Origin of the sequence: Hymenobacter convexus (assembly GCF_030580955.1) — a bacterium.
Lineage (GTDB): Bacteria > Bacteroidota > Bacteroidia > Cytophagales > Hymenobacteraceae > Hymenobacter.
Genome location: NZ_JAUQON010000009.1, coordinates 192956 through 218061, shown reverse-complemented (window position 1 = coordinate 218061; position 25106 = coordinate 192956). Strand labels below are relative to the sequence as shown.

Annotated in this window: 21 protein-coding genes; 1 reads left to right on the top strand and 20 read right to left on the bottom strand. The window is 62.5% G+C overall.

Annotated elements, in window-relative coordinates; genetic code table 11:
• Positions 1-40: 40 nt before the first annotated feature.
• The 9 genes from pruA to Q4S41_RS18855 all read right to left on the bottom strand — a co-directional run bounded on the left by pruA (position 41) and on the right by Q4S41_RS18855 (position 6752).
• Complete coding sequence (gene pruA, locus Q4S41_RS18895; RefSeq protein ID WP_305032692.1) at positions 41-1705, bottom strand: L-glutamate gamma-semialdehyde dehydrogenase; 1665 nt, start codon at positions 1703-1705, stop codon at positions 41-43.
• A gap of 74 nt (positions 1706-1779) precedes the next feature.
• Positions 1780-2196, bottom strand: coding sequence for a hypothetical protein (locus Q4S41_RS18890; RefSeq protein ID WP_305032691.1), 417 nt, complete (start codon positions 2194-2196; stop codon positions 1780-1782).
• Between the two features lie 39 nt (positions 2197-2235).
• A complete protein-coding gene (locus Q4S41_RS18885) occupies positions 2236-2784 on the bottom strand; it encodes a hypothetical protein (protein WP_305032690.1) in 549 nt (182 codons plus the stop codon).
• A gap of 127 nt (positions 2785-2911) precedes the next feature.
• On the bottom strand, positions 2912-3607 hold the full coding sequence (locus Q4S41_RS18880; protein WP_305032689.1) for a YjjG family noncanonical pyrimidine nucleotidase: 696 nt from the start codon (positions 3605-3607) through the stop codon (positions 2912-2914).
• Between the two features lie 176 nt (positions 3608-3783).
• Positions 3784-4719 carry a geranylgeranylglycerol-phosphate geranylgeranyltransferase gene (locus tag Q4S41_RS18875; protein ID WP_305032688.1) on the bottom strand — a complete coding sequence of 312 codons (936 nt, stop codon included), beginning with the start codon at positions 4717-4719 and terminating at the stop codon, positions 3784-3786.
• A 148-nt stretch (positions 4720-4867) separates the two neighbouring features.
• A complete protein-coding gene (locus Q4S41_RS18870; RefSeq protein ID WP_196295580.1) occupies positions 4868-5062 on the bottom strand; it encodes a cold-shock protein in 195 nt (64 codons plus the stop codon).
• A 148-nt stretch (positions 5063-5210) separates the two neighbouring features.
• Positions 5211-5447 carry a Fe-S cluster assembly protein IscX gene (iscX, locus tag Q4S41_RS18865; protein ID WP_305032687.1) on the bottom strand — a complete coding sequence of 79 codons (237 nt, stop codon included), beginning with the start codon at positions 5445-5447 and terminating at the stop codon, positions 5211-5213.
• Positions 5448-5555: 108 nt separating this feature from the next.
• The gene (locus tag Q4S41_RS18860) at positions 5556-5891 is read right to left on the bottom strand and encodes a 2Fe-2S iron-sulfur cluster-binding protein (protein WP_305032686.1); all 336 of its coding nucleotides are present in this window, start codon (positions 5889-5891) and stop codon (positions 5556-5558) included.
• A 69-nt stretch (positions 5892-5960) separates the two neighbouring features.
• A complete protein-coding gene (locus Q4S41_RS18855) occupies positions 5961-6752 on the bottom strand; it encodes a Rossmann-like and DUF2520 domain-containing protein (protein WP_305032685.1) in 792 nt (263 codons plus the stop codon).
• 231 nt (positions 6753-6983) lie between these two features.
• On the opposite strand from Q4S41_RS18855, the gene Q4S41_RS18850 reads away from it, so the two are divergent.
• Complete coding sequence (locus tag Q4S41_RS18850; protein ID WP_305032684.1) at positions 6984-10670, top strand: T9SS-dependent choice-of-anchor J family protein; 3687 nt, start codon at positions 6984-6986, stop codon at positions 10668-10670.
• A gap of 339 nt (positions 10671-11009) precedes the next feature.
• On the opposite strand, the gene ccsA (Q4S41_RS18845) is transcribed toward Q4S41_RS18850, so the two are convergent.
• The 11 genes from ccsA (Q4S41_RS18845) to Q4S41_RS18795 all read right to left on the bottom strand — a co-directional run bounded on the left by ccsA (Q4S41_RS18845) (position 11010) and on the right by Q4S41_RS18795 (position 25054).
• Entirely contained in the window at positions 11010-13619 is a 2610-nt protein-coding gene (gene ccsA, locus Q4S41_RS18845; protein ID WP_305032683.1) for a cytochrome c biogenesis protein CcsA, read from the bottom strand.
• Between the two features lie 22 nt (positions 13620-13641).
• A complete protein-coding gene (locus Q4S41_RS18840; RefSeq protein WP_305032682.1) occupies positions 13642-14691 on the bottom strand; it encodes a hypothetical protein in 1050 nt (349 codons plus the stop codon).
• Between the two features lie 219 nt (positions 14692-14910).
• Positions 14911-16038 (bottom strand): hypothetical protein, encoded by a 1128-nt coding sequence (locus Q4S41_RS18835; protein ID WP_305032681.1) that lies wholly within the window; start codon positions 16036-16038, stop codon positions 14911-14913.
• Between the two features lie 102 nt (positions 16039-16140).
• On the bottom strand, positions 16141-16572 hold the full coding sequence (locus Q4S41_RS18830; protein WP_305032680.1) for a cytochrome c maturation protein CcmE domain-containing protein: 432 nt from the start codon (positions 16570-16572) through the stop codon (positions 16141-16143).
• 96 nt (positions 16573-16668) lie between these two features.
• Positions 16669-16914, bottom strand: coding sequence for a CcmD family protein (locus Q4S41_RS18825; RefSeq protein WP_305032679.1), 246 nt, complete (start codon positions 16912-16914; stop codon positions 16669-16671).
• Positions 16904-17659 (bottom strand): cytochrome c biogenesis protein CcsA, encoded by a 756-nt coding sequence (gene ccsA, locus Q4S41_RS18820; protein ID WP_305032678.1) that lies wholly within the window; start codon positions 17657-17659, stop codon positions 16904-16906. Before ccsA (Q4S41_RS18820) ends, Q4S41_RS18825 begins: the two co-directional genes overlap by 11 nt.
• 21 nt (positions 17660-17680) lie before the next feature.
• Complete coding sequence (locus Q4S41_RS18815) at positions 17681-18349, bottom strand: heme exporter protein CcmB (protein WP_305032728.1); 669 nt, start codon at positions 18347-18349, stop codon at positions 17681-17683.
• Positions 18350-18405: 56 nt separating this feature from the next.
• Entirely contained in the window at positions 18406-19929 is a 1524-nt protein-coding gene (locus tag Q4S41_RS18810; RefSeq protein ID WP_305032677.1) for a T9SS type A sorting domain-containing protein, read from the bottom strand.
• Positions 19930-20072: 143 nt separating this feature from the next.
• The gene (locus tag Q4S41_RS18805) at positions 20073-23333 is read right to left on the bottom strand and encodes a hypothetical protein (protein ID WP_305032676.1); all 3261 of its coding nucleotides are present in this window, start codon (positions 23331-23333) and stop codon (positions 20073-20075) included.
• A gap of 184 nt (positions 23334-23517) precedes the next feature.
• Positions 23518-24594 (bottom strand): NAD(P)/FAD-dependent oxidoreductase, encoded by a 1077-nt coding sequence (locus tag Q4S41_RS18800; RefSeq protein ID WP_305032675.1) that lies wholly within the window; start codon positions 24592-24594, stop codon positions 23518-23520.
• An 82-nt stretch (positions 24595-24676) separates the two neighbouring features.
• Positions 24677-25054, bottom strand: coding sequence for a hypothetical protein (locus Q4S41_RS18795; protein WP_305032674.1), 378 nt, complete (start codon positions 25052-25054; stop codon positions 24677-24679).
• Positions 25055-25106 lie beyond the last annotated feature (52 nt).

Below are 25106 nucleotides of genomic sequence, written 5' to 3'. Positions count from 1 at the left end.
GATTGAGTGCGGGGCTTTTTTAATGGTGTTGACTTCAGGCTTATAAGCCTTTGTCGCGGTTCAAATCCTCGGCGGGCTCCGAGCCGAGGAAGGGGTAGCGGTAGTCCGTCACGGGTACGAAGGTTTCCTTGATGGCGCGGGGCGATACCCAGCGCAGCAGGTTCAGGATGGAGCCGGCCTTGTCGTTGGTGCCGGAGGCGCGGGCGCCGCCGAAGGGCTGCTGGCCCACCACGGCGCCGGTGGGCTTGTCGTTGATGTAGAAATTGCCGGCGGCGTGCACCAGCTTCTTGGAGGCCAAGTCGAGGGCGTACCGGTCTTGCGCAAACACGGCGCCGGTGAGGGCGTAGGGCGAAGTCGAATCGACAAGCTCCAGGGTTTCCTCGAATTTGTCGGCGTCGTACACGAAGACGGTGACCACGGGCCCGAACAGCTCGTCGCACATGGTGATGTATTTCGGGTCTTTGGCGAGAATGACGGTGGGCTCGACGAAGTAGCCTTTCGACTTGTCGTAGCCGCCGCCCGCGATGATTTCGGCGTTGGGGTCGGCCTTGGCGCCGTCGATGTACTTGGCGAGCTTGTCGAAGGACACTTCGCTGATGACAGCGTTGATGAAGTTCGAGAAATCTTCCACGTCGCCCATTTTGAAGGAGGCGAGGTCTTCCTTCACGTAGCCGAGGATTTCATCGGCCAAGTTCGAGGGCAGGTAGACACGCGAGGCGGCCGAGCATTTCTGGCCCTGGTACTCGAACGCGCCGCGCGAAATGCCAACGGCCACGGCCTTGGCGTGGGCCGAGCGGTGCGCGACAATGAAGTCTTTGCCGCCGGTTTCGCCCACGATGCGGGGGTAGGACTTGTAGTTGGCGATGTTCTGGCCGATTTCCTGCCAGATGGTTTGGAAGACTTTGGTGGAACCGGTGAAGTGGATACCGGCGAAATCGGGGTGCTTGAATACCACGTCGCCCACCACGGGGCCGTCGGCGTACACTAGGTTAATGACGCCAGCCGGCACGCCAGCTTCCTCGAACAGCTCCATCAGCACCTGGGCCGAGTAAACTTGCGTGTCGGCGGGTTTCCACACCACCACGTTGCCCATCATGGCCACCGACGAGGGCAGGTTGGCGGCGATGGAGGTGAAGTTGAACGGCGTGAGGGCGAACACGAAACCTTCCAAGGGGCGCTGCTCCAGGCGGTTCCACATGCCGGGCAGGCTCTCGGGCTGCTGCTCGTACACCTGGCGCATGAAGTGCACGTTGAAGCGGAAAAAGTCAATCAGCTCGCAGGCGGCGTCGATTTCGGCCTGGAAGGCGTTTTTGCTCTGGGCCAGCATGGTGGCCGCGTTGATGCGGGCGCGGTAGGGGCCGGCCAGCAAATCGGCGGCTTTGAGGAAGATGGCGGCGCGGTGCTCCCAAGGCAGCTCCGCCCAAGCGGTGCGGGCGGCCAGCGCGGCCTCAATGGCCTGGGTGACGTGGGCGGCGGTGCCGTAGTGAAAGTGGCCGAGGGTGCGCTGGTGGTCGTGCGGCGGGCTCATGCGGCGCAGGTCGCCGGTGCGCACTTTTTTTCCGCCAATGTGCATGGGGATGTCCAGTTCCAGCCCGCGCAGGCGCTTGAGTTCCTGCTGCAGCTCGAGCCGCTCTTTCGAGCCGGGCGCGTAGCCTTTGACGGGTTCGTTGATGGGGGTCGGGACGTTGAAAAAGCCGTTGGCCATGTGGGGTTCGGGTTAGGTTTTGGGAAGAGTTGGGGTGGGATGGGGCAAAGGTAGAATAATGCAGGACGCTGCCCCTAGCTATGCGAGGTCTTTATGTACACGGTACCGCTTGCGTAGTCAATCCAAACGGTTCCATACAGTTCATCCTCATTTGATGGTATGTCAAACTTCTTTCCTCGCGTAATAATTTGAGGGCTAAACCAACTGGGGGCATCTATAACGGGAAAATCGGCGGTTGACAATTCCACGGATGGTTGCTTGGACAGCGAAGAAGATTTAGCGACCCATTTGTCTATGGTTGTTCTATTGGTTTTGAAGCAGAGCCAGAATGTGCGTGAAAACATACTGCCTTCGGTATCTACTTGCACATCAGTCGCCGAGTCAGGTAATGGCGCCAAGCGGCCATATTCAAGCGCTGCCCGGATGGCCTCGTTTTGATGCCATTGATGATACTTATAGTAGCCTACACTCAGAATAAGAGCGATAAGCAAGAGAATAATGGTTCTGGTTTTCACAGATTCCAATAGAAACTACAGCCGCCCCAACAACTCCCGCACCTGCCGCGTCAGGTCCTCGCGCGAGCCGGTGTTGTGCAGCGTGAAATCGAAGTTCGGGTAGTCGTCCATAGCGGTTTCGCTGGGGTGGTTGTCGTCGCGGGTGCCGTCGCCGCGCTGTTGGAGCGGGTCGCCTTCCACGCGCAGCATGAGGCCGCCGCGGGCCCGGATGGGGTCGGCCTCGTTGGCGAAGCGCACGTCGGGCACCAGCACGTAGGCCTCGGCCGGCAGGCCGGCAAAAAAGGCATCGACCCAGACCAAAGGCTCCCAGGCGCGCAGGGCGCTGCCCACCTGCTGCAGCATCTCGCCCCGCGTGCGGTGGAAGGTGGGCACCAGCTCGGCCTTGCCTTTTTGGATATAATAGGGCGCCACGTCCTCACCCGTGAGGGCGGCGCAGACCGCCTTAATGGAGTCGCCGAAGGAGCGGATTTGCCAGCTGCGCTCCGGCTGGAGCTGTTGCAGGATGCGGGCCACGGTGTCTTTGCCGCTGCCCCGGCGGCCCGAGAGGCCAATGAGGTGAATCATGGGTGGTGCTTGGGTGGTATCTGTCATCCTGAGCGCAGCGAAGGACCTTATCACGCTCGCATCAATTGAATTGCTGTAACTGTTCTTCAGTGATAAGGTCCTTCGCTGCGCTCAGGATGAGAGACGATTACAAAAACGCCTTCAGCTCGCTCAAACAGCTGATTTCGTGCGTGGTTTGGGCGAAGTGGCGGCGCTTCTCCGGGTTGAAATACACTTGGTCGATGCCGGCGTTGTAGGCGCCCAGCACGTCGCATTCCAGGTTGTCGCCAATCATCAGGCTCTCGGTGGCGGTGGCGCCGGTGTGCGCCAGCGCGTGCTGAAACATGCGCGGGTCGGGCTTGAGGTGGCCGCTGTGCTCCGAGGTGATAATGGACTCAAAGTAATGCGTCAGGTTCGACGACGCCAGCTTGATTTCCTGAATGTCGTTGAAACCGTTGGTGATGAGGTGCATCCGGTACTTCGGCTTTAAATAATCAAGCACCTCGTGCGTGAACGGGAAAACGGCCGACTTCAATGGCAGAATGTCGGTGAATTCGGCCGAGATATTAACTGGAATGTCTGCCTCCGGCACGTCCAGCTTGGCCAGCGTGCGGCTGAAACGTACGTCGCGGAGCTGCGTCTGCGAGATTTTGCCGCTCTGGTACATGCGCCACAGCGCGTGGTTGATGTCGCTGTAGACCTGAATAAAATGCTCGGCCGAAAAGGTGCCAAACCGCGCAAAATCGTGGCGCTCGTACAGCGTATGCAGCGTTTCGTTGGCGTTTTTCTCGAAATCCCACAGCGTATGGTCGAGGTCGAAAAAGAGGTGGCGGTATACTTTCATTTAACAGGTATCAATTAATATTTAACAGACCGTTCGGCGGCGCATTGTAGAACGGTCATGTCGAGCTTACCGAGACATCTCGCGTGAGGTAGTAACTCAATCGAAAGAATTACTTCGGCACGCGAGATGCCTCGGCAAGCTCGACATGACGTTCCTTTCTCCACAACCAAAAATCATCACAAACCGCCGGCCAGCAGCATACTGAGCACGCCTGCCAGCATGATGCCCTTGCACAGCGTGCTGAGGAAATGGAAATGCCGCCGCCGGTCGGCCCGGATGAGCAGACGCGTCAGTTGGGCCATGGGCAGCAGCACCAGCAGCACCAGCCAGGCGCCCAGCGGCCAGTGTCCGCTCACAAACAAGCGCGCCGTGGCCCCCACCGTGAGCAGGGCCAGGCAGGCCAGGAAAAACCCCGTCGCCCACTTGGTGCGGGCCACGCCCCACACCAGCGGCAGCGTGCGGCAGCCGTGTTGGGCATCGCCGCGCATATCTTCCACGTCTTTCACAATCTCGCGCACCATGGTGAGCAGGAAGGCGGCCAGTGCGTAGGGCCACACCACGCTGTGGGTTTCGTGGCGGGCCAGCTGCCACTGCAGCTCGGGCAGCAGCACCAGCGCCGCCGTGAGCGTGGCAATGCTGGCGTTGCCCACCAGCGCCACCCGCTTGAAGCGCGCCGAATAGCCCCACAGCAGCAGGGCCGTGCCCAGCGTGACAGCCCCCAGCACCGGATGCAGCCAGCCGGCCAGCAGCACGCCCGCGCCGCTCAGCAGCATGTGGGCCAGCATGGCCTTGCGCCGGTTCACCACGCGGCCCACCACCAGCCGGTCGGGCCGGTTGATGGCGTCAATTTTCACGTCGTAATAGTCGTTGATGATGTAGCCGGCCGCCGCCACCAGCAGGGCCGCCAGCACCAGCGCTCCAAAGCGCCCGTCCAGCAGCGACTCGCGCAGCGGCGCGCCGGGCATCAGCAGGCCCGCCCGCACCAGCGCCATACACAGCAGCATTATCAGCAGGTTGGGCCAGCGCACCAGCGTGGGCAGGGCTGTGCGCAGGCGCTCCGCCGGGAGTGGGGGCACGGCAGCGGCGGGCAGCTTGGGCGGGTGCGGGTTCATGGGCGGGGGCGGTGGGCTGCAAAGGTCGGTGAAACCGGCGGGCCGGCGCCACCTCGCCCGCGCCGTTGGGCAACAAAAAAGCTTCTCCGGGGCGGGAGAAGCTTTTGGGGGCGGAAGTTCCGCCGAGGTTTGTTGGTGTAGCTCAGAATCAGATTTTGCGGACGTTCACGGCATTGATGCCCTTGCGGCCTTCCTGCGTTTCAAACTCTACCCGGTCGTTTTGTTGCACCGTGGCGCCGTTCAGGCCCGTTACGTGGACGAAAAAGTCTTCTTTCGTTTGGTCGTCGGTCACGAAGCCGTAGCCTTTGGCTTCGTTGAAAAATTTAATGATGCCGGTTTTCATGCAAAAAAACTAAAAATGGAAAGGTGGATAAACTGCCCGGGTAAAGGCTGCGGCAATGCCTGAAATGGCATCGGAACGTCCACTTCAGGGCAGCTTACGCGGGAACGCGGCGCGGGGTTGGCCGGCGCCCGCATCCACCTGGGTCCATCTATTGGTTATCGCGCCACTCGTACACCCACTTGGCCTGAATTTGCTCCAAGTGGCCTTCGGTGGCCTGCTCGCGGGTGCCGTTGAAGTTGTCGAGGCCCAGCACCCACTCAATGAGGTCGGTGAAGCGAATGCGGTAGATTTTGGCCTCGGTGAAGTCGTCGCCGAACTTCTCGTAGAGCGCCATGGCAATGTCCTCGTGGTCGGCCCAGTGCATGGGCGGCTCAAAGTGGTTCATCTGAGAGTTAAGAGTTAGGAGTTAAAAGTCAAGAGTTGAGGGACGAGCTATCGAAACGAGTTGCCTGCGCAACTTATAACGTTTAACTCCTAACTCTTAACTCAAAAATTAGTGACCCAGAAAGTGCTGGGGCGGGATGGTGACGACCAACTGCATGTCGGCCTCTACCACGCACTGGCAGGCCAGGCGGGAGTTGATGCGCGGGTTTTCGGCGCGGTCAATGAAATCCTCTTCCTTGTCGGAAATCTCGGGCAGGTCGTCGCCGCCGGCGTTGATGTAGACGTGGCAGGTGCTGCAGCCGCACACGCCGCCGCAGTTGTGCTGCAGCTGGATGCCGTTGTTCAGGGCCACGTCGAGCACCGATTCGCCGGCGGCCGCCACGTGGGTTTGGGCCGGCTGGCCGTCGCTGAACTGGAAGGTGATGGTGGTGGCGGGAACAGACAAAACGAGAAACTTATAAGTCGAAAAAACACTGCGTTTGAAGCCGCAAAGGTACTCCCCCCGGGCCCGGCATCAAAGCTGGGCCTGAATGCTGGCCGTGAGCTGCGCATACAGCGCCTGCCAGGCCGGGTGGCCCGCCAGCGCCGCCGCGTGGGCCGCCAGCGTGGGCGCGTCGCGCCGCACGGCCGGCCCGGTTTGCACCGCGAAGGGCGGGTTGGCGAGGGCTTTGTCCACCGTTTCGCGCACCAGCGGGGCCAGCAATTCCGGCGGCAGGGCGGCCTCGGCCAGCAGGGCGTCGGCAATGCCCAACAGGTGGTTGGTGAAATTGTTGGCAAACACGGCCGCCACGTGCAGCTTCAGGCGCTGGTCCGAATCGAGCCGCAGCACGTGTTGGCTGAGGCTGCCGGCTAGGTCCAGCAAGGTGGTTTCGGCGGCGATGTCGCCGGCTTCAATGCAGAGCGGCACCGTGGGCCAGTCGATGGTGCGGCCCGGGCTGAAGGTCTGCAGGGGATAAAACACGCCGCCGCGCACGGTGGGCTGCGCCGCAAAAACCGCCAGCGGCAAGGCGCCGGCCAGATGGGCCACCAGGGCACCTTCGGGCCAGGCTATGGACGCCAGCAGCGGAGCCACAGCGGCATCGGGCACGGCCAGCAGGTAGATATCGGCCGGCGGCAGGGGCGGGGTGAGGGTGGTGAGGACCTGCGCGCCGGGCAGCCGGGCTACAAGTGCTTCGGCCGCGGCCGGGCTGCGATTCCAGACAAACACTACGTGGTGGCCAGCCGCCGCCAGGGCCGGCCCTAGCTGGCTGGCCACGCGGCCGGCTCCGAACAAGCCGATGCGCAATGGTGAAGCGTTAGGATGCATTTTAGATAAAATATAACACGACTTATTGGTCCGTGGAAGCAGGGGCTGGGCTTGCTATCAAGTTCAGGCAATTATGACGCAAAAGGACCTGTGCTTGGGTTTTTGTGCTAATTAATTAGCAACTTGTACCCTCAAAACTACCATGTAAAAGGGTGGCTGGTTTTCCGACCTGTCGTCCCGCTTTTTGTTCCATTCCCCTCTGTTTTTTATTCACCCACTTTACCCCTTTTTATGAACCACCACTACGACCGCACGGGGCCAACCTCGCGCCTGCGGCACTGGGCCCTGGCCGCGTTGCTGGCGACCGGAGCCGTTGGCTCGGCGCAGGCGCAAGCCCTGAACTTTCCCATAGGCAGTACCCAAAACGCCGCTGGGACCTTCACTGACCTAGGCACCACTGGCACGGCCATCAGCACAAGCAGCACCGACGACGCCAACTCGGCCGAGCAGCTCATCGGGTTCAACTTCTCCTACAACGGAGCCACAATGGACCGCTTCATTCTCAACACCAACGGGTTCCTGAAATTGGGCTCGGCGGCGGGCATGACAGCTCCGACTGTGGCCCTCTACACGGCCTACGCCGAATTCAACCAGGGTGGCGCCCTGTTGGGCACGGCCGCTGCCGACGTGAACCTGCTCGCGCCCTTCAACTACGACCTGCTGAGCGGGACCAGCACGGCGGAGTACCGCGTGGCCACCACGGGCACCGCGCCCAACCGGGTGTGCACCGTGCAGTGGAAAAACGTGGCCGACAAAGCCCAGCTTTCCCTGGCCGGTGGCACCAGCATTCCCACGCAGTACAGCAACCTGACGTTTCAGGTGAAAATGTACGAGGCTAATGGCATGGTCGAGTTCGTGTACGGCCCGGTGACCCCCGCCCCGGCGGCCAACAACAACTTCAAGTACGCTCAGGTAGGCATTAAAGGCTCCGGCAATGCCACCGACCAGATTGTGCGCGTAACCAAGGGCTCGGTCACTCTCTGGAATGATTTGGCGAACGTGTTTTTTGCCAATGGCCCGGTAACGGTCGGAGCCACAGGTGCGTTCAACTTCCGTCAGAGCGTGCCGCCGGACAACGGCCGCACTTTCCGCTTTGTGCCAACGCAAGCCAACGACGCGGCCGTTACGCAGATTTATACCCTCAACCAGTTGGCGGTGCCGGGCGCGGCGCCCCATGTGGTGCGGGCCGTGATAACCAACAGCGGCACCAACGCGCTGACCAACGTGGTGGCCACGCTGAACGTGACGGGCGCCAACACGTTCACCAACACCCAAACCGTGGCTTCGGTGGCCGCCGGGGCTTCCACCACGGTTACATTTGCTGCCTATACTCCTGCAAACCAAGGTACAAACACGGTCACTGTGTCGGTACCGGCTGACGACAACAGCATAAATAATTCCAAAGCTGAGACGCAGGTAGTCAACACCTCCACGTTCTCCTACATATCCCTGCCCGCTACCAACTCGGGCGGCGGCGTTGGCTTCCCTTCGGGCTCGGAATTGGGCTTCGCCGCAAAGTATACGCTGAACACGGCCCGTTCCGTGACGGCCGTGCGCGCATTCATTTCTGATTTCCCGACCAGTGGCACCACCCAGAAAACGACTGTGGGCGAAACCCTGTACGGCGTGGTGGTGGATGCCACCACCGGCGCCATCCTGGGCCGCTCGCCCAACTTCGTGGTAACCACCGCCGATGCCAATACCTTGCACACCTTCACCCTGAGCGCACCGGTGACGGTGCCGGCCGGTGATTTCCTGGTGGGCATGATTCAGATTTCACCGGCCAGCAACGGCACGGCTTCCTTCTACCCCATGGGCGTGCAGGATGAGACGCCGACCCGCCCGGGCACTTTCTTCAACATTGCCGCTACGGGTGGCGCGCCGTACGACGTGTCGACGTCGGCCACGCCCCGCAACAACAAGTACATGCTGGAGGCCGTGACGGCCGCCCCGGCCAACAACGACCTTGCCGTAAACGAAATCCAGGGCTACGGCTCCATCGCCGTGCCCGTGGGCAACCCGTTCAGCCTGCGCGCCGTGGTGCGCAACGCCGGTGTTAGCGGCATCACGGCCCCGGTAACGGCGACGCTGACCATCAGCGGGGCCAACACCGTGACCCAGACCCAGACCCTGACCTCGCTGGCCGTGGGCGCTACCGCTACCCTGAACTTCTCGAACATCACCCTGCCCAACGTGGGCGCCAACACGGTGACCGTGACTTTGCCGAACGATGACGTGAACGGCAACAACACCGTGAGCCAAGCCATGGCCACCAGCGCCACGCGCTTCTCTTACATCGTGGGCACGGCCCCGGCCACCAACGCCCTAGGCGTGCCGCCGCTGACCACGGCCGCCCGCACGGTGGCTTTCTGCGGCAAGTTCACGGTGAATACCCCGCGCGACGTGACCGCCGTGCGCGCTTTCATCTACAACGACCCGAACCTGCTGCCCACGGCCGCCAACGGCCAGCGGGCCACCACCGTGTACGGCGTGGTCGTAAACGCCACGACCGGCGCTGTGCTGGCCCGCTCGGCCGACTATGTGCTGACCGCTGCCGACCTGAACACGCTGCACACCTTCTCGTTGAGCACGAGCGTGCCGGCCGGCGATTTCCTGGTGGGCATGGCGCAGGTGACGCCTGTTGGCGCTACTACCGCTGGCGTGTTCCCGATGGGCGTGCAGGACGAGACGCCCGCCCGCACCGGCCTGTTTTACACAGTGAACGTGACTACCGCCACGGCTTCGGCCCCGCAGGATGTGGCCGCCAACAACGTGCGCTTCATGCTGGAGGCCGAAACGGCCCCGCCCGCTACCTGCCCCGTGCCCACGGCCCTGGCCAGCACCGGCTCGACGCCCACCACGGCTTCGTTCAGCTTCACCGCCGCCGCTGGCGCTACGGGCTACCAGATTGTGTACGGCCCGCAGGGCTTCACGCCCGGTGGTGCTAACAGCACCACGTCGCCCACCTTCACCGGCACTACCTACACGGTGACCGGCCTGTCGGGCGGCACGACCTACGAGTTCTACATCCGCACCATTTGCAGCGCCACCGACCAGAGCGCCTACGCTGGCCCGGTGCGCGTCATCACGGCCTGCACGCCGCCGGTCATCAGCACCTTCCCCTACAACCAGAGTTTCGACGTGATTACGGCCGGCCAAGCGCTGCCCTGCGGCATCACGGTGGTTGATAGCAACAACGACGGCTTCACCTGGCGTGCCACGGGCACGGTGGATGCCAGCCTGGCTACGGGCAACATCGCGCGCTCGGCTCCGAACGCCATGGTGTATTCCTACAACTCGACCGACACCACGGTGCCGGCCAACGACTGGTTCTTCAGCCCGGCCCTGACCCTGACCAACACCCAGACCTACCGCGTGGCCTTCTACTACCGCGCCGCCGCGGGCTACCCCGAGGGCCTGGAAGTGAAGTATGGCACGGCCGCCACGGCCGCTGGCCAGACCAGCACCATCTACACCAACACGTCCATCACCAACACCCTGTACCGCCCAGCCAACAACACCACCAACCCGGTGGTGGCCGACATCACGGTGCCGGCTGGTACCTACTACGTGGGCTTCCACGCCATCAGCGCGGCGAGCTCGGGCTTCCTGGCCGTGGACGACCTCACGATTTCGGCCGGCCCGCTGGCTACTTCGGCGGCCCTGAAGCGCGCCGTGAGTGTGTTCCCGAACCCCTCGAACACGGGCGTGTTCAACCTGGAAATCCACGGCGCCAACGCCAAGCAGGCGCTGACGGTGGAAGTGACCAACATGCTGGGCCAGCGCGTGTACACGGGCACGGCCAAGGACAACTTTCAGAACAGCGTGAACCTGTCGTCGCTGCAGTCGGGCATCTACTCCATCACCGTGCGCAACGGCCAGGAGTACACCCAGCAGCAGATTTCGATTGTGAAGTAAGCTCCGGCTTGCAACTCACTTCGGTAAAAAGGGCCGCCCGGTTGGGTGGCCCTTTTTGTTGGGCGGGTAGTTCCAACAGAACACAGCCAGCCCAGGGAACTTGCCCAGTATCAAAAGGGCACCAGACGTTGGTCCGATGCCATTGCCCCTGTATGGGAAGTACACTGGGCCAACGTCCGGTGCATTTCCCGTATATCCGAAACCCCGTCCCGTCTTGGCGGGATGCCCTTCCGGTACATTCGAACCCTCCTCCCGCCTTGGCAGAACGCCCTTCCTGCACATGAAAAAGCCCATCCCGCCTTGGCGGGATGGACTTTTACTATTCAATAAACGCTGAGACTAGCTCACTGGCTGGGGCCGTGCGGTACGGGTACCGGCCGAAGCTTCGGCTTCGGGGGCGGCTTCGGTTTCCGGGGCTACGGCGCCGCGGCCGCCGCGCTGCCGCACGCTCAAGCCGAAGCCGATGGCCATGAGCAGCGTGCCGCTCCAGAGCAGGTTAATGAAGGGCTTCTCCATGGCTTTGAGGATGACGTAGTCCTTTTGGGTAGTGCTCACGCCGAAGGTGAACTTGCCGGCCGTGGGGTCGATGGCGTTGAGGGTGAGGCGCACGCCGAGGTCTTCCACCTCGTCGGGCACGCGGCCCACCATGCGGTTGCGCACCACAAACACGGGGTGGGCGTGGTACTGGCGGTGTTCGCCGCTCACTATCATATCGGCCTGCAGGGCGAGGTCGCCCTTCTGCAGGTTGAGGCCGGCGGTTTCGTGGGCCGGCTCGATGGCGCGGAACACGGCGAAGTAGTCGTTGAGGAAAATGGTGTCGCCCACGGCCAGCACGCTTTCCTTGGGCTCGCTCCAGGGCTTCTCCTTGCGCGGGTCGAGCACGGAGCTGACGTGGGTGTAGATGTCGTGGCCCCAGAACTTCTTGATGGCCGGCGAGGCCAGCAGGCCGCCGCCGCCCATCTCGTCGTTCACCTGCGCGCGGGGGTAGAGGGCAAACTGCTCGCCCGACTTCACATCCTTGTAATTGATGCGGTAGTAGGTGTTTTCGGGCAGGATGTTTACCGTGTCGCCGGTCTTGTAGTAGGTCTTGCCGGCCACGGTGATGGGGGCGCGGGCCAGGGCCTTGTAGTCGTCGTCGGTGCGGAAGAGGAACTGCTTGTCGACGTAGCCGGGCACGCCGGGCACCTCGAAAAACTGGCCGGTGTAGGTGAGCTGGTAGCCGTGCATGGGCGTGGTTTCGTTGCGCCACAGCAGCACGTTGTCGCGGTTCAGCTCCTCATCGAACTCCCGCGAATAGAGCAGGCCCGACACGTTGCGCGAAATAATGTTGGAGTAGCCCGCCGAGGCCAGAATGCCTAGCAGCATGAGCGCAATGCCCAGGTGGGCCACCGCGCCGCCCGAGAGCCGCACCCCGCGCCGCACCAGCGTGAATATGGTGCCGAAGTTGGCCAGCACCCCAAACAAGCCCGCCAGCGTGAGCATCACGTAGGCCGGCGAGATGGTGAGGCCGTTGTAGCGCACCAGCAGCACCGTGAGGGCCGTGCCCAGCAACGCCAGCAGCGTGGGCGCCGTGAGGGCGTTGACGACGGTTTCCTTGTTGTTGCGCTGCCACCACATAATCTGGGCAATGCCCGAGAGCAGGGCCACCACCACGCCCATCCAGAGCTGAAACTTGGAGTAGTGGGCAATCTGGTCGGCTGGCAGGGCAATGTTGGTTTTGATGCCAATGAAGCCCATGAAGGCATTATACACCGGAATGCTAGTGGTGTACAGCACCTGGAAAGCACCCAAGCACAGCACCGTGGCGCCCACAAACACCCACAGCTCGGGGTTGTAGCCGTTCAGCTCTTTCTCCGAAACCGGAATCTCTTTCCAGCGCGAAACCAGCAGCGCGATGGACAGCACCGCAAACACGCCGAGGTAAATCAGCAGCTGGCCCGACAGGCCCAGGTCTGTAAACGAGTGCACCGAGGCATTGCCTAGCACCCCACTGCGGGTGAGGAAAGTAGCGTAGAGGATGAGCACAAACGTGGCCACCACCAGCGCAAACGAGGTGCGCAGGCCCGTGCGGCGCTTCTGCCACAGCACCAAGCCGTGCAGCGAAGCCACCAGCACCAGCCAGGGAATGTACACGGCGTTTTCAACGGGGTCCCAGTTCCAGTAGCCGCCGAAGTTCAGGGTTTCGTAGGCCCAGTAGGCGCCCATTACCACGCCCACGCCCAGCACGCCGCCGCCCACCAGCGTCCAGGGCAGCGCGGGTTTCACCCAGGCGGTGAGCTCGCGCTTCCAGAGGGCGGCAATGGCGAAGGCGAAGGGCACCAGCGTGAGTGCAAAGCCTAAGAACAACGTGGGCGGGTGAATCACCATCCAATAGTTCTGCAGCAGGGCGTTGAGGCCGGTGCCGTCTTTGGGCACGAAGTCGGGGTTCATTTTCCACACCGGTAGGTCGGTGAGGAACTCGCGCAGCAGGATGAACGGGGACGAGCCCACCTTCACGCCGCCCAGCACCACGCCCAGAATCATGCTCACCAAAAACAGCTGCACGCCGCTGAACACGGCCATCACCGGCGCCTCCCACCGGCGGTTGAACTTCATGATGCAGAAGCCCAGCACCACCTGCCAGAATATCCAGAGCAGGAACGAGCCCTCTTGGCCTTCCCAGAAGCAGGAAATCATATACTGCACCGGCAGGTGGTTGGAGCTATGGCTCCAGGCGTAGTAGTACTCGTAGCGGTGCGCGTGAATGATGTTGAACAAGCACACAATCACCGAGAGCACCGCCGCGCCGTGCACGAAAAACGCACCCCGCGCCAGCCGCAGCCAGCTCTGGTCCTCGTCGCCCAGCGCGCGGCCCCGCGAGGCCTGGAAATAGCCATACGCCGCCACCAGCGCCGCTGCAAAAGCGAGAATCACGCTGAGGTGGCCGATTTGTCCTACTAATAAGTTCATAAGCTAAGAATATCCGGCAAATTTACGGCTGCGCCGCCGGAGCCGGGAGCTTCAATAACAACCGGTCGGTGAAAAAGTCGCCCCGCGATGGATGAACCGTGATTTCAACCGCAATTTTTTCCAGCCCGGCGTCCTGCCACTTGCGCACGGCCACCTCGCTTTGGCGCGGGTTGCTGGGTTGGTTGATGAGTTGCTGGGCCAGCAACACCCGCCCGGTGCCCGGGTCGGTGATGACCACCGACAGGCGAGCCTTGTTGGGGTATTTGCGCAGGGGCAGGGTCACCACGTCGCGGCGGGGCGCGGTGCCGGGCAGGGGCATGGTGGCCGCCGTGCCGAAGGCATACCACCACTGGCGCAGGCGGGCGGGCGCCGGGCCAGCGTCGGCGCGGGCGGTCACCACCTGGTAGTCGTAGATGCCGGGGCCGGGCAGCGTGTCGGCCACGGTGTAAGTGGTTTCGGGGCGGCCGTAGGTGTCGCGGCGCACGGGCACGTAGCGCACTTCGGTGCTGCGGTATTGGTGAATCTCGCGGCGCATCACCCGGCAGCCGGGCGTGCCGGCCAGCGAGTCGGGTAGAGTCCAGCTCAGCTCCACCACGCGGCTGTCGGTGGGCAGCAAACGGGTGGGGCTGGGCGGAAAATAGCTGACTGGCATGCCCGTGGCCGTCTGGCTCACCTGCAGCCGGAACTGGCAAAAGTCCTTCAGATACCCATCCACATCCAGCAAATAGGGCTGGCCGGCCCGGAGCGAGTCCAGCGTCACAAACACGTCGTCCTGGGTGCCCAGCGAAGTGCAACTGAGCACGCGGTAGGTAGCCGGCTGGCAGGGCGTGCCCGTGAGCACCACTAGCTGCACGCCGCGCACATCGCGGCACTGCTGCCCGCCGATGTTCACGAAATAGCGCCCCGCCGTTTTAGGCGTAAACTCAAACCATTGGTCGTTGTGGTATTCGATGCACTTGCCGGTCAGGCGCTCGTCTACGCAACTGCGTTGCACGGTGCAGCCGGTGGTGCTGGAGATGACAGTTTCCTCGGCCCGCAGCACGCGGCGGTTTTCGATGTTGTCGTTGGCCACCTGAGCCGTGGCGGGAGAAACAGAAGTAACGAAAAGCAGTAGCAGCAGTAGCCGAGTCGGTGCAGAAAGGCTATCATGCAGCACGCAGCCAAGCATCTTTACCGCAGCGCAGCTCAAACCAATCGGGCCAACGGTGCGAAGATGTTTCATAGCGACGTGGCACAACGGCCAATTAGGTTTTGGCGTGCTTCCCGATTGAAATCGAGAAGCAGACCGGAATCACAGTAGATAATTGATTATCTCCCCTGATGTGCTGTAAGGCGTGGAATGGTCGGTGATACGAATCCGAAACGCACTAACGGCTTCCGGGAAGAACCTGCGCACCGGCAAAACCCGCTGCTCGGCGAACGACTTTTTTTTGACAAGCTCCACGCTGTGAACCACCCGGCCGGTGAGGGCGTCGGACAACTCAACGGTCAGTTTGGCGCCCGGTTTATAAGCCGCCAGTCGCAGGTGAACCGTATCGGGAACGGGGTGGCCGTAGCGCGGCACTGGCAGCCGGCTGCCCAGGCCATTGGCGGGTGTCCAGCCCACGTCGTGCCGGGAAATGAGCCGGGGCGGCCCCGTTGGCAAGTCGGCGGTCACGCGGTACTCAAACACATTCTGTTTGCCCGCCGTCGGAAGCGTATCGAGCACGGAGAAATTGGTTTGCGGCCGGCCGTAGCCGTTGCGGGCAACCGGCAGCCGGCGCACCAGGGTCGACGTCTGGCCATCGGCCGGCCGCCGCCAGAGCGTACAAAAGTTGGCGTTGATTGTATCGGGCAGGTACCAGCCTACCTCCACCAGGCGGCCGTTTTGCACATGGCTGCTGCTGGAGAGGGGCGCCGTATTGGGAATCCCCTTAGGCGAGCGGCTAATTTGCACCTCAAAGCGGCAAAAGTCGCCGGTGTAGCCGTCCAGCTCCAGCAGGTAGGGCTGCCCTTTCGCAAGCTGAAGCGTCACGAATACATCGTTCGGGTTGCCCAGCGAGGAGCAGGAAAGCAGCCGGTAGGTGGCCGGCTGGCAGGGCTGCCCCGCCAGCACAATCAGCTGCACGCCGCGGGCGCGCCGGCACTGCTGGCCGCTGACATTGACAAAATACCGGCCCGATTGCGGCGGTACAAACTCAAACCACTGGTCGTTGTGGTACTGCACCTGCTTGCCCGTCAGTGCTTTGTTCAGGCACGCCAGCTGAATAGTGCAGTTTGCCGTGTTTGAAACAACCGTCTCCTCCAGCTGCAGCACCCGGCGGTTTTCCATGTTGTCGTTCGGTGCCTGGGCCACGGCCGGGGAAACGGCAGCGGCGAAGAGCAGCAGAAGCAGTAATAAGGCCGAAAAAAGAACGTCATGCTGCGCTTGTCGAAGCATCTCTACCGCAGCAGTAACCCGTTTAATGGAGTTGGTTGCGTGGTAGAGATGCTTCGACAAGCGCAGCATGACGTTCCTGGGATTGACGAATAGCAACGGCGCTTATTTCACCGAAGCCGTGGCGCCCTCGTTCAAATCCTTCTTCACGTATTTGCTGGGGCACTTCAGCAGAATGTTGTCGGCCATGAACACGTTGCCCTTCATGCAGCCGGTGATAACCACTTGCTCAGAAGCGTCGAAATCCTGGGGCTTGGGGTTGTTGTACACCACGCGCTGGGCAATGTGCGTGCTATCCACCAGCGTGAAGGCGAAGTAGTTGGGGTCCGTCATGGGGTCATACTCCAGGCCGATGGGCTGCTTCCGGGCATCGCGCGGGAGCTTGCCCACCACATGCACCTTGGTGGTATTGCCCTCGGCCGCCCGCTGCCGGGCTTCGCCGAAGCCTACGTACACGCTGGCATCGGCAGTGGTGCTGAGGATGATGGCGGCGGCCACCGCAATGATGGCCATGATGAAAATGTGCGACTTCTTCATAAAACCACGGGTTGTAACGAGTGACGCGAAGCGAATGAGCCGAGGCTCGCGGTGCTCGTCGGGGTGTAACAGTGCAAACGGGCGGCGGGTGCCCGGCTACTTCTTTATTTGCTCCTCCAGCCGGCTCACCTTGCGGTCGAGGGAAATGAGGTAGGCCAGCAGGCCCGCCACAATGACCACCACCACGGCCACCACCACGTAGATTTTGCCGCTGGCGCGCAGGTCGTCGGCCATTTCGGGCTCGGCGGCTGTAGCTTGGGCAAAGGCGTTGGTGGCGTTGAAAAGCAACGTCAGCAACAGCAGGAACAGGGCCGCCGGACGCGGCGTGAGCTTAATTTTCATCGTGTTTCAATTTCAGGAAAGCAAAGCGGCTGCTGACCTGGGTGAGCCAGAAGGCAAACAAAATCCAGCCGATAACGGCGGGGTAAAACACCTGCCGCATGGTGTTGTCGAGGTCGTATTGGTTGAAGCCAGGGTTGCCGGTCTGGCCGGGGTGCAGCGAGGGGCCGCTCAGGCGCGGCAGCACAAACAGCAGCGGAATGGCCGCCGCAAACGCGAAAATGTTGTAGATGGCCGACACCCGGGCCCGCTGCTGCTCGTCGCGGAACGAGCCACGCAGCACCAGGTAAGCCCCGTAGATGAGCATGGCCACGGCCGCCCCGTTCAGGCGCGGGTCGGGCGTCCACCACGCGCCCCAGGTGAAACGCGCCCACAGGCTGCCGGTGGCCAGGCCCAGCAGGCCCAGCACAATGCCTGACTTGGCCGACTCGTGGGCCAGCACATCCAGCCGCTCGGAGGGCTCGCGCAGGTAGCGGATGGAATACCACACCGACACCAGCAGCACCATAATCATCGAAAACCACATCGGCACGTGGAAAAACAGGTTCCGAATGCTCTCGTTCACAATGGGCAGGCGTGGCACCGCAATCAGCAGGCCCACCGCCGAGGCGCCAATCAACAGCAGTACGGTGATGCCCTTCCACACCACGCCCGACGTGCGCTGCTCGATGAGGTATTGCCCGCCCCACACGCCCACCACCGTCATGGCCACGCCCGAAATACTGCCAACAATTGCCGCTGTGCTCATAATTGATTTATTAATAACGAATTAGCCGCGCCACAAAAAAGGAAACAGCAGGTACGACGTGGCGCCTACTATCATGTTCAGGGCTACCAGCGTGAGCACTGCGCTCTGGCTCACGCTCCAATCTAGGCCGTCCAGCGCATTCTTACTTACCTTGATGAGCAGCAGCAGCATGGGCACCATTATGGGGAAGCCGAGCACGGCCATGAGCGTAGCGCCATTGCCGCCCGCCTTGGCCGCAATGCCCGATACCAGCGTGAGCGTGGTGGCAAAGCCCACGGCGCCCAGCAGCAGGTTAGCCACAAACAATCCCGGGTTTTGAATGGGGTTGCCGAGAAAAATCGTGTACAGAAACAGGCCCAGCAGCGCCACCACCGTCAGCAGCAGGGCGTTGTAGAGCATCTTGGCCAGGATGACGGCCTGAGGCCGCACCAGCGTGTAGTAGTACAGCCGCTGGCCGGGACTTTCCTGCATAAAGCCCTTCGCCACCGCGTTGATAGCGGCAAACAGCAGGATGACCCACAGCAGGGCATTCCAGGCCGGTGGTGGGGGCGTGCCGCCGCGCAGGCTGAAGCTCAAAAAGCACACAAACACCGTGCTGCCCACATACAGCAGCAGCCCGCCCAGCGCCGCGCGCTGCCGCCATTCCAGGCGGAAGTCTTTGGCTAGCAGGGTGGAAATGTCGCGGAGCAGGGGCACAGGCGGAGGGTACGTTTCGGGCCGCAAAGATACGTCCGACCTGTCCCGAATTATTCCTCAACCACCACTTTTGCCGTGGCTGTCTGGTCGAGCTGCTTCACCGTCAGCACGTAGAGGCCCGGCCGCAGCCGGCCCACCGGCACCGCGAACTGGCCGTTGGCGGGCACGGTTGCGGCGGCATACACCACCTGCCCCAGCGCGTTGCGCAGGCTCAGCGCAGCCGGGGCATTGGCGGGCAGGCGCAGGGTGAGCGTGCCGCGCACCGGGTTCGGATAGGCAGCCAGGGCCAGGGGCGAGGCGGCCGGGCGGGCAGTGAGTACAGCGGTGGCTCGCAAAGGCAGAAAATTGAGCAAGCCCAGCGCCGGCTGGTCCACCTGATGCACGATATGGCTTTCGGCCACGGTGGCCGAATTGGTGCCCCAGTCGTTGTTCTGGGCCAGCATGTTGTCGGGCGTATTCAGATAGAAGTCGTATATCTGGCCGCCGTTGCCGTTATTATAGAGCTGGTTGAGTCCCACATTCAGGCTGTCGGTGCTGCTCACGTCGCCGAAGCTCAGGGTGGGGCCGGGCGCGGTAGTGGACGAGCGCAGCACGGTCACGCCCCAAAGGTTGCCGCGCAGCACGTTGCGGCTGGCTACGCCGGTGAGCGTGGCGCCGCCCTGCAAATTGATGCCGCTGCCGCCGGTGTTGGCGTTAGGGTTGATGTTATTGTTCTCGATGACGTTGCGCGTGACGGTGGCCGTGATGCCCGAACCCAGCAGGGCAATGCCGTAGCGGTTATTGGCAATGCGGTTTTGGCGGATGCGCACCGTGGTGGTACCCGCCGAGCCCAACAGGTTGGAAACTGACACGCCACCGGCCATATTGTAGAGGCCGCCCAGCACCTGGCAGCGCTCAATCACAATGGGCGTGGCGCCGCCGATGCCCAGGTTAATCTGCGGGTAGTTAGCATTTTCAGTATCATTGTCGCGGAAAATGCAGTTCTGAATAACGGGCGACGTATTGCGGTTGGCTGGGCTCAGAATGCCCGAGCGCGCATTGGCATAAATGCGGCAGTTGAGAATGCGCGGCGCCCCGCCCGAGGGGCTGATGGCCCCGCTATTGGTGGTGGTGGTGCCAATACGGGCCACCTGGTAGCGCACCACACAGCTATCGAGCAACAGGTCATTGTCGAGCACCCGGATGCCGCCGCCGTACTCCACAATGGTTTTGCGCAGCCGCGAGCCCTGGCTGGTGGCCGAAAACGTGAGGCCGCTAAACGGCGCCGCACTGGCCTGGGCCGTAATTTTTACCGAGTCGCGCGGGTTCACCAGCAACACGCCATCTACCGTCACTAGGGCCGACGCGGCCAAGCGTAGCGTCGCATTGGTGCTGATGGCCAGCGTATCGGTCGGGCTAAGGCGCAAGTTGCCGTTCACGGCGTAGGTGCCCGGACCGGTGAGCACCACATTAGAGCCCGAAGCCGCTGCCAGCTGGGCCAGGTTCCAGCGCACGCCAGTGCCGGGCGTTTGGAATTGGGCAAAAGCACAGGGAGCGGCCAGCGTGAGCAGCCCGGAGAGTAGCAGCTTTTTCATAGCAGGAAAGGAGCAAGTGGTGATGTACAAATAACGGAAATGTGGGATTAACGGGCCGATGCAGCACACAAAAAAGCCCCTGGCAATCAAGCCAGGAGCTTTTGTAATATTGCAGGCGAAGTAGGTAGCCCAGCCGCCGTTGCTTAGAAGTCGTAGCCCAGCGTGAAATAGAATTTCGGGCCTTTGGTCACGTAGTCTTCCTGGCCCCAGGCCACGTCCATTTTACCATAGAAGCCGAGCAGCGTGGTACGGGCACCCACGCCGTAGCCGATGAGCAGGGGGTTGCGGAAGTTGACAACCGTAGCCGAGAAGTAGTTGCCCTGCGGGCTCACGTTCACGGTGTTGGCCGAGTTGTCGACGCCGAACGGGTTGGTGCCCGAGTAGGCCGTGCCCGCATCGGCAAAGCCGGTGAGCTGCAGGTTGCGGAAGAAACCCGAATAGATGGGCCGGTGCGCGAAATACTGCACAATCGGAATGCGCAGCTCGCTGTTGAACAGTACATAGCGCGGGCCGCTGCGGGCGCTGTAGTTGAAGCCGCGCAGGTTGGTCACGAAATCCTGGTTGAGCACCTGGTCGGGGGCGGAGTAGGCGGGCAGGAAGCGCGCCTGGCTATAGTCGGCGTTAATCAACCAATCGTCCATGCCGCCGATACGGAACACCTGAGCCCGCGGCCCGAAAAACTGCCCATAGCTGGCCCGGTTGGCCCAGATAATAGAGCGGCTGATTTTCTGGTAGTGCCGCAGGTCAATCACAAACTTGCTAAAGCTAAGGCTCTTGTCACCCAGGCTGTTCAGGCTCAGCAGGCTGGCTTTCAGGCGGGTGCCCACCACCATGTTCACGCCGGTATTGATGCTGTTGTCGAATACGATTTCGCCGTTATACCCAATGTAGTTGGTGGTCTGGTCGTTTTCGGTCGATACATCGCCCAGCTGCGTGCTCGAAATGTTCACGAAACGGGGGCCGCCGCGCACGCTCAGGTTGTGCGTGAGGGGGTAGGCAATGGTGGGGGCTACTTCGTGCCGGCCGTAGCGGTAGTTGTAGGAGCCAATGCCGAAGAAATAGGCCTGCTTCTGGTAGGCCACGCCCCAGTCGTAACGCTTGGTCAGGTTGGTATAGCCCACCCGGATGTTGCTGGTGCGCAGGTCAAACAGGCCAAAGATGCTGGCATCAATGCGCTGATTTTCCAACACATCGGTCAGCGAGGCTTTAAACTGCAGGCCCAAACCCAGCAGCGGGTCCATGTAAAGAGCCGTCGACACGTTGTCGGCCATGAAGCGCGTGTCGTACTTGAACGGACCACTCAGCGGCGTATCAATCTGGGCCTGCGCGGCGGCGGCGGCGGCCGTTGAGGCGGCCGTAGGCGTCATGCGCCGCCGTTTGGCGGCGGCAGCTTGCGCTGGCTCGTCTTCCTCAAACTGGTAGTCGCTGGTGTTCACCTGGCCAGTCGACTTCGTCTTGGCCGGGGCGGGCGTGCGGGCCGAGTCTACCGGGGCGGCGGCCACGGGCGCGGGCGCTGGGGCCGGCTTGGGCGGGGCTACCGTGCGCGGCGGGGCCGACCGGTCTTCCAGCGTTTGCTGGCGGGCAGTTTTGGTGAGGGGCAGGGCCGCAGCCGGCAGCGCATACTCTGGGTAGAGGTAAAGAATGTCGCGCGACTGAGTCGGCGCGACAAACACCAGGGCTTTCGTGATGGCGCTGTAGTCAAAATCCTGGGTGTTGGGCAGCCAGCTGGTGAGAATACCGCGCTGCTTGGTGCTGAGCGAATAGCGGTAGATGGCGCGCACGCCGCTTTCCTCGCCCAAGTACAGAATCTCATCGTCGGAAATAGCGCGGGGCCGCGTCTCGTTCGAAATCGTGCTCACCAGCGTTTCCACCGGGATTTCGCGCCCGTCGAGGTGATACTCAAACAGGTCGTAGTTGTTCACCACGTTCTGGAAGGCGGCCGGCCGGGCCCGCCCGGCCGAATCCAGGTAGCGGTTCGAACTGAACACGATGCCCTGACCGTTGGGCAGGAACACCGGCTGCACGTCGTCGAACAAGTCGTTGGTGAGCTGCTCGGCTTGGCGGCTGCCGGCACGCAGCAGGTAAATATCGTTCTGTCCGTTGCGCACGGCGCTAAACGCCAGGGCCTTGCCATCGGACGAATAGCTCATACTTAGAATCTGGTCGTAGGGCTCGAACAGAGAAGCTGGGCGCGAGAAGCGGATGGATTCGGTCACGCGGCGCACCAGGCCACGGCCGTCGGCGTCGCGCAGGCGCAGGGTCATTTTGCCCCGGCTCATCTCGGCTACCGCCACTTGCGAGTTGCCGCGCCAGGCCAGCACGGGCAGGCGGGTTTCAATCTGCTGGTCAGGGGTTTTATAGCCGCCGCGGCTCAGGGTGCGGCGGTGCGAGCCGTCGCGGTTCATCACCATCACGCGGTAGCGGCCCTGCTCGTTCTGGGCGTAGGCTACCAGCTGGCCGTTGGGGCTTACAATGGGCTGCGAGAACACATCGGCGTGGCGGTTGCGGCCACCCAGCCGGAACTTCCTGTCGGGCTCTACCAGCGAGGCCACCTGGGCGCCGTTCTGGTCGCGGTAGTACGTCAGCCAGTCCTTCAGAAACACCTTAAACGGCACATTCAGCGAGGAGCTGATGCCCACCTCAATGTCGCGCGTGATGCGCGTCAGGTTCAGGATGTTCTGAATGGTGGTGTAGCCGTAGCGCTCGGCCACGTAGTTCCAGATGCTCTGGCCGGCCAGCGTGGAATTGCGCAGGAAAAACGGCGCCGTGCGGTTGCCGGTAGGGTACTGCTTGGTCATGTCGCGCATGTAGCCGTCCATGTCCACGCTCCAGCCCTCGGCCGCGTAGGCCGACGCCCCGCCGATAAACCAATCGGGCAGCTGCAGCAGGTAGCTGCTTTGCAGCACTTCCTTCAGCGAGCCGCCGTACATCATATCATTAAGCAGCACCTGGGTTATCTGGGTGCTGAGCTCGCGCTTAAACTCGGTTTCTTGGCCGCCGAAGGCAATCTGCACCTTGCTCATGCGGGCCAGCGGAGTTTCGCCGCCGTTGATTTGCTGCAGGGTGGCCGTGAGGCCAATGTTGCTCTGCCGCAGGTCGCCCACCGAGTTGTAAAACAGCAGCGTGGTCTTGGAATACGGGTAGTAGCCGATGAGCGCCGTGATGCGCTGCAGCTCCTTCTCGGCGTACTCGGCGGCGCGGCGGGCGCTAGCCTCGCCGCCCTCGTAGTACATCACGTTGAAGTTCTGGGTGCTGAGCTGCTGCCAGTTGAACTGCTTGTACTGGATGCGCACCCGCCCAAAGGGCTCCTGCGCCGTCTGGGCCCGGGCCGCGGGGGAGTAGAAGAGGGGCAGTAGCAGCGCCAGAACGCCCAGCGTGCGCTTGGTGGATAATGGAATGGTCATAGCAAAGGCAACGAGCAAAGGCGGATTCTAGTCCGCGGTAACGCTTAGAAGTTCGCGGAGCCGGCGAAAGGTTCCGCCCAATGGGCCAGCCGGGTGGGTCCGTTGAAGTAAAGGCATTTAGCGCAAAAATGTTCCCATCCGGCGCCCCGAATGTCGGCAACTTTCGCCCATGCCTCAATACTACTCAAATTACGCCAACCGGCCGCAGCGCGTTGTAGCGCTGCAGGCTGGCATCGGGCCAGATTTCGGCCCCGCTTTCCAGCCAGTCGGCCAGCAGTGCGGCCAGCCGCGGGGCCAGCATCACGCCCTTCGAGCCGTAGCCGCCGCAAAAGCTCAGATTAGGCACCGTGGGGTGGGGGCCCAGCAACGGCCGGCGGTCGCGCACGGCGGGCCGCACGCCCGCCCGCTGCCCCACCACCACAAACGGCAGGTCGGTGATGACGGTGAGGCGCGCTGCCAGCTCCTCGCGGGCCACGGCCGTGATGCCCTCGGCAAACGGTGGCCAGCGGTAGGTGGCTCCCACGCGGAAGCGGCCCGCGCCCAGGGGCACCACGTAAGCGCCGCGGTTGAGCACCTGCGCATCGGCCAGGTCGGGGCATTCCACATCCAGCACCTCGCCCTGGTTAGGGGTGAGGGGCAGCCAGCCAAAGTAGGGGTTGCGCACCGTGGCCGCGCCTTCGCAGCAGATGACGTGGCGGGCCCGCACCCGGCCGGCATAGGTGGCGCCGCCGGCGTCGGTTTTTAGCTTCGTCCAGTCGAAGGCTTCGGCCCGCAGCCAGCCATCGCGGGTGCCCTCGGCAGCGAGGGCGGCCAGCAGCTCGCGCACGGCCACGTGGCCCCCGCCGCGCAGCCAGGCCCCGCCAAAGGGCGCGTGCACGCCGGGCAGGCCGGGGTCGGCGGTGGTGAGTTCGGCCACGAAGCCGTCCCAGGGCTGGTCGGCACTGCGGGCCAGCACGGCGTTCTGCTCTTCTACGGAGCCAAAAAGCTTGAAAATCGGGGTTGCGTGAAAGAAAACCTGGTCGTAACGCTGCTCCAGCTCGCGGTAGAAGGCGCCCGCGAAGGGCAGCAGCTCGGCCGCGCGCCACGAGAGGGCGAAGCGCTTGCCGGCCACCGGGTTCATCAGCCCGGCCGCCACGTTGGAGGCCGAGTTGGCCTGGCCGGGGTCGAATACCAGCACGTGGTGGCCTCGCTGGCGCAGCACGTACGCCAGCGTGGCGCCCGCAATGCCGTGGCCCACTACCAGAAAATCACAGTCCGTCATGGCCGGCAAGGTAAGGACGACGGGCTTAATTCAAAATGCGCAATATTAGGCGTGGGCAGTTTGGGGCGGGGCGCAGGGTCCGCTATTTCAACCGCTCAAACAAGGCGGTGTAGCCACCGAACCCGTCGCCCCGGCCATCGTAGGTTTCGCCGTCCAGGGGGGTGAAGCTAACCAGGCGGTAGCCGTTCTGCGCCACGAAGTTCAGCACCTTGGCCGTGGAGTTGGTGCGGCTGAATTCTTTATTCAGCTGCTTCTCATCCAGCCCGCCAATGGACTGGCCATCAGTGTCGAAGTTAGCCTCAAACAGCCGGTAGTCCTTCTCCCGGAAATAAACCACCACCAGCGTCCCGGCCGGTGCCGACGGGCTTGCGGTAGTGGCTGGCGCCTGGGCCCGGGCCGCGTCAGGAGCCAGGGCAAGCTGAGCAAGGAGCAGAAGCGGAAACAGGTGCCAAGTCTTCATGTGGAATTTTGAAGGAATAACGGACAGGAAGTATTGATGCCTTTGCCACCGC

Coding starts and splice junctions, on each gene's coding strand:
- ccsA (WP_305032678.1), bottom strand. CDS start 17,659: ATGAGCACAGCGGCAATTGTTGGCAGTATTTCGGGCGTGGCCATGACG.
- Q4S41_RS18885 (WP_305032690.1), bottom strand. CDS start 2,784: ATGATTCACCTCATTGGCCTCTCGGGCCGCCGGGGCAGCGGCAAAGAC.
- Q4S41_RS18805 (WP_305032676.1), bottom strand. CDS start 23,333: ATGACCATTCCATTATCCACCAAGCGCACGCTGGGCGTTCTGGCGCTG.
- Q4S41_RS18830 (WP_305032680.1), bottom strand. CDS start 16,572: ATGAAGAAGTCGCACATTTTCATCATGGCCATCATTGCGGTGGCCGCC.
- iscX (WP_305032687.1), bottom strand. CDS start 5,447: ATGAACCACTTTGAGCCGCCCATGCACTGGGCCGACCACGAGGACATT.
- Q4S41_RS18835 (WP_305032681.1), bottom strand. CDS start 16,038: ATGCTTCGACAAGCGCAGCATGACGTTCTTTTTTCGGCCTTATTACTG.
- Q4S41_RS18800 (WP_305032675.1), bottom strand. CDS start 24,594: ATGACGGACTGTGATTTTCTGGTAGTGGGCCACGGCATTGCGGGCGCC.
- Q4S41_RS18850 (WP_305032684.1), top strand. CDS start 6,984: ATGAACCACCACTACGACCGCACGGGGCCAACCTCGCGCCTGCGGCAC.
- Q4S41_RS18855 (WP_305032685.1), bottom strand. CDS start 6,752: ATGCATCCTAACGCTTCACCATTGCGCATCGGCTTGTTCGGAGCCGGC.
- ccsA (WP_305032683.1), bottom strand. CDS start 13,619: ATGAACTTATTAGTAGGACAAATCGGCCACCTCAGCGTGATTCTCGCT.
- Q4S41_RS18870 (WP_196295580.1), bottom strand. CDS start 5,062: ATGAAAACCGGCATCATTAAATTTTTCAACGAAGCCAAAGGCTACGGC.
- Q4S41_RS18825 (WP_305032679.1), bottom strand. CDS start 16,914: ATGAAAATTAAGCTCACGCCGCGTCCGGCGGCCCTGTTCCTGCTGTTG.
- Q4S41_RS18880 (WP_305032689.1), bottom strand. CDS start 3,607: ATGAAAGTATACCGCCACCTCTTTTTCGACCTCGACCATACGCTGTGG.
- Q4S41_RS18875 (WP_305032688.1), bottom strand. CDS start 4,719: ATGAACCCGCACCCGCCCAAGCTGCCCGCCGCTGCCGTGCCCCCACTC.
- Q4S41_RS18795 (WP_305032674.1), bottom strand. CDS start 25,054: ATGAAGACTTGGCACCTGTTTCCGCTTCTGCTCCTTGCTCAGCTTGCC.
- pruA (WP_305032692.1), bottom strand. CDS start 1,705: ATGGCCAACGGCTTTTTCAACGTCCCGACCCCCATCAACGAACCCGTC.
- Q4S41_RS18810 (WP_305032677.1), bottom strand. CDS start 19,929: ATGAAAAAGCTGCTACTCTCCGGGCTGCTCACGCTGGCCGCTCCCTGT.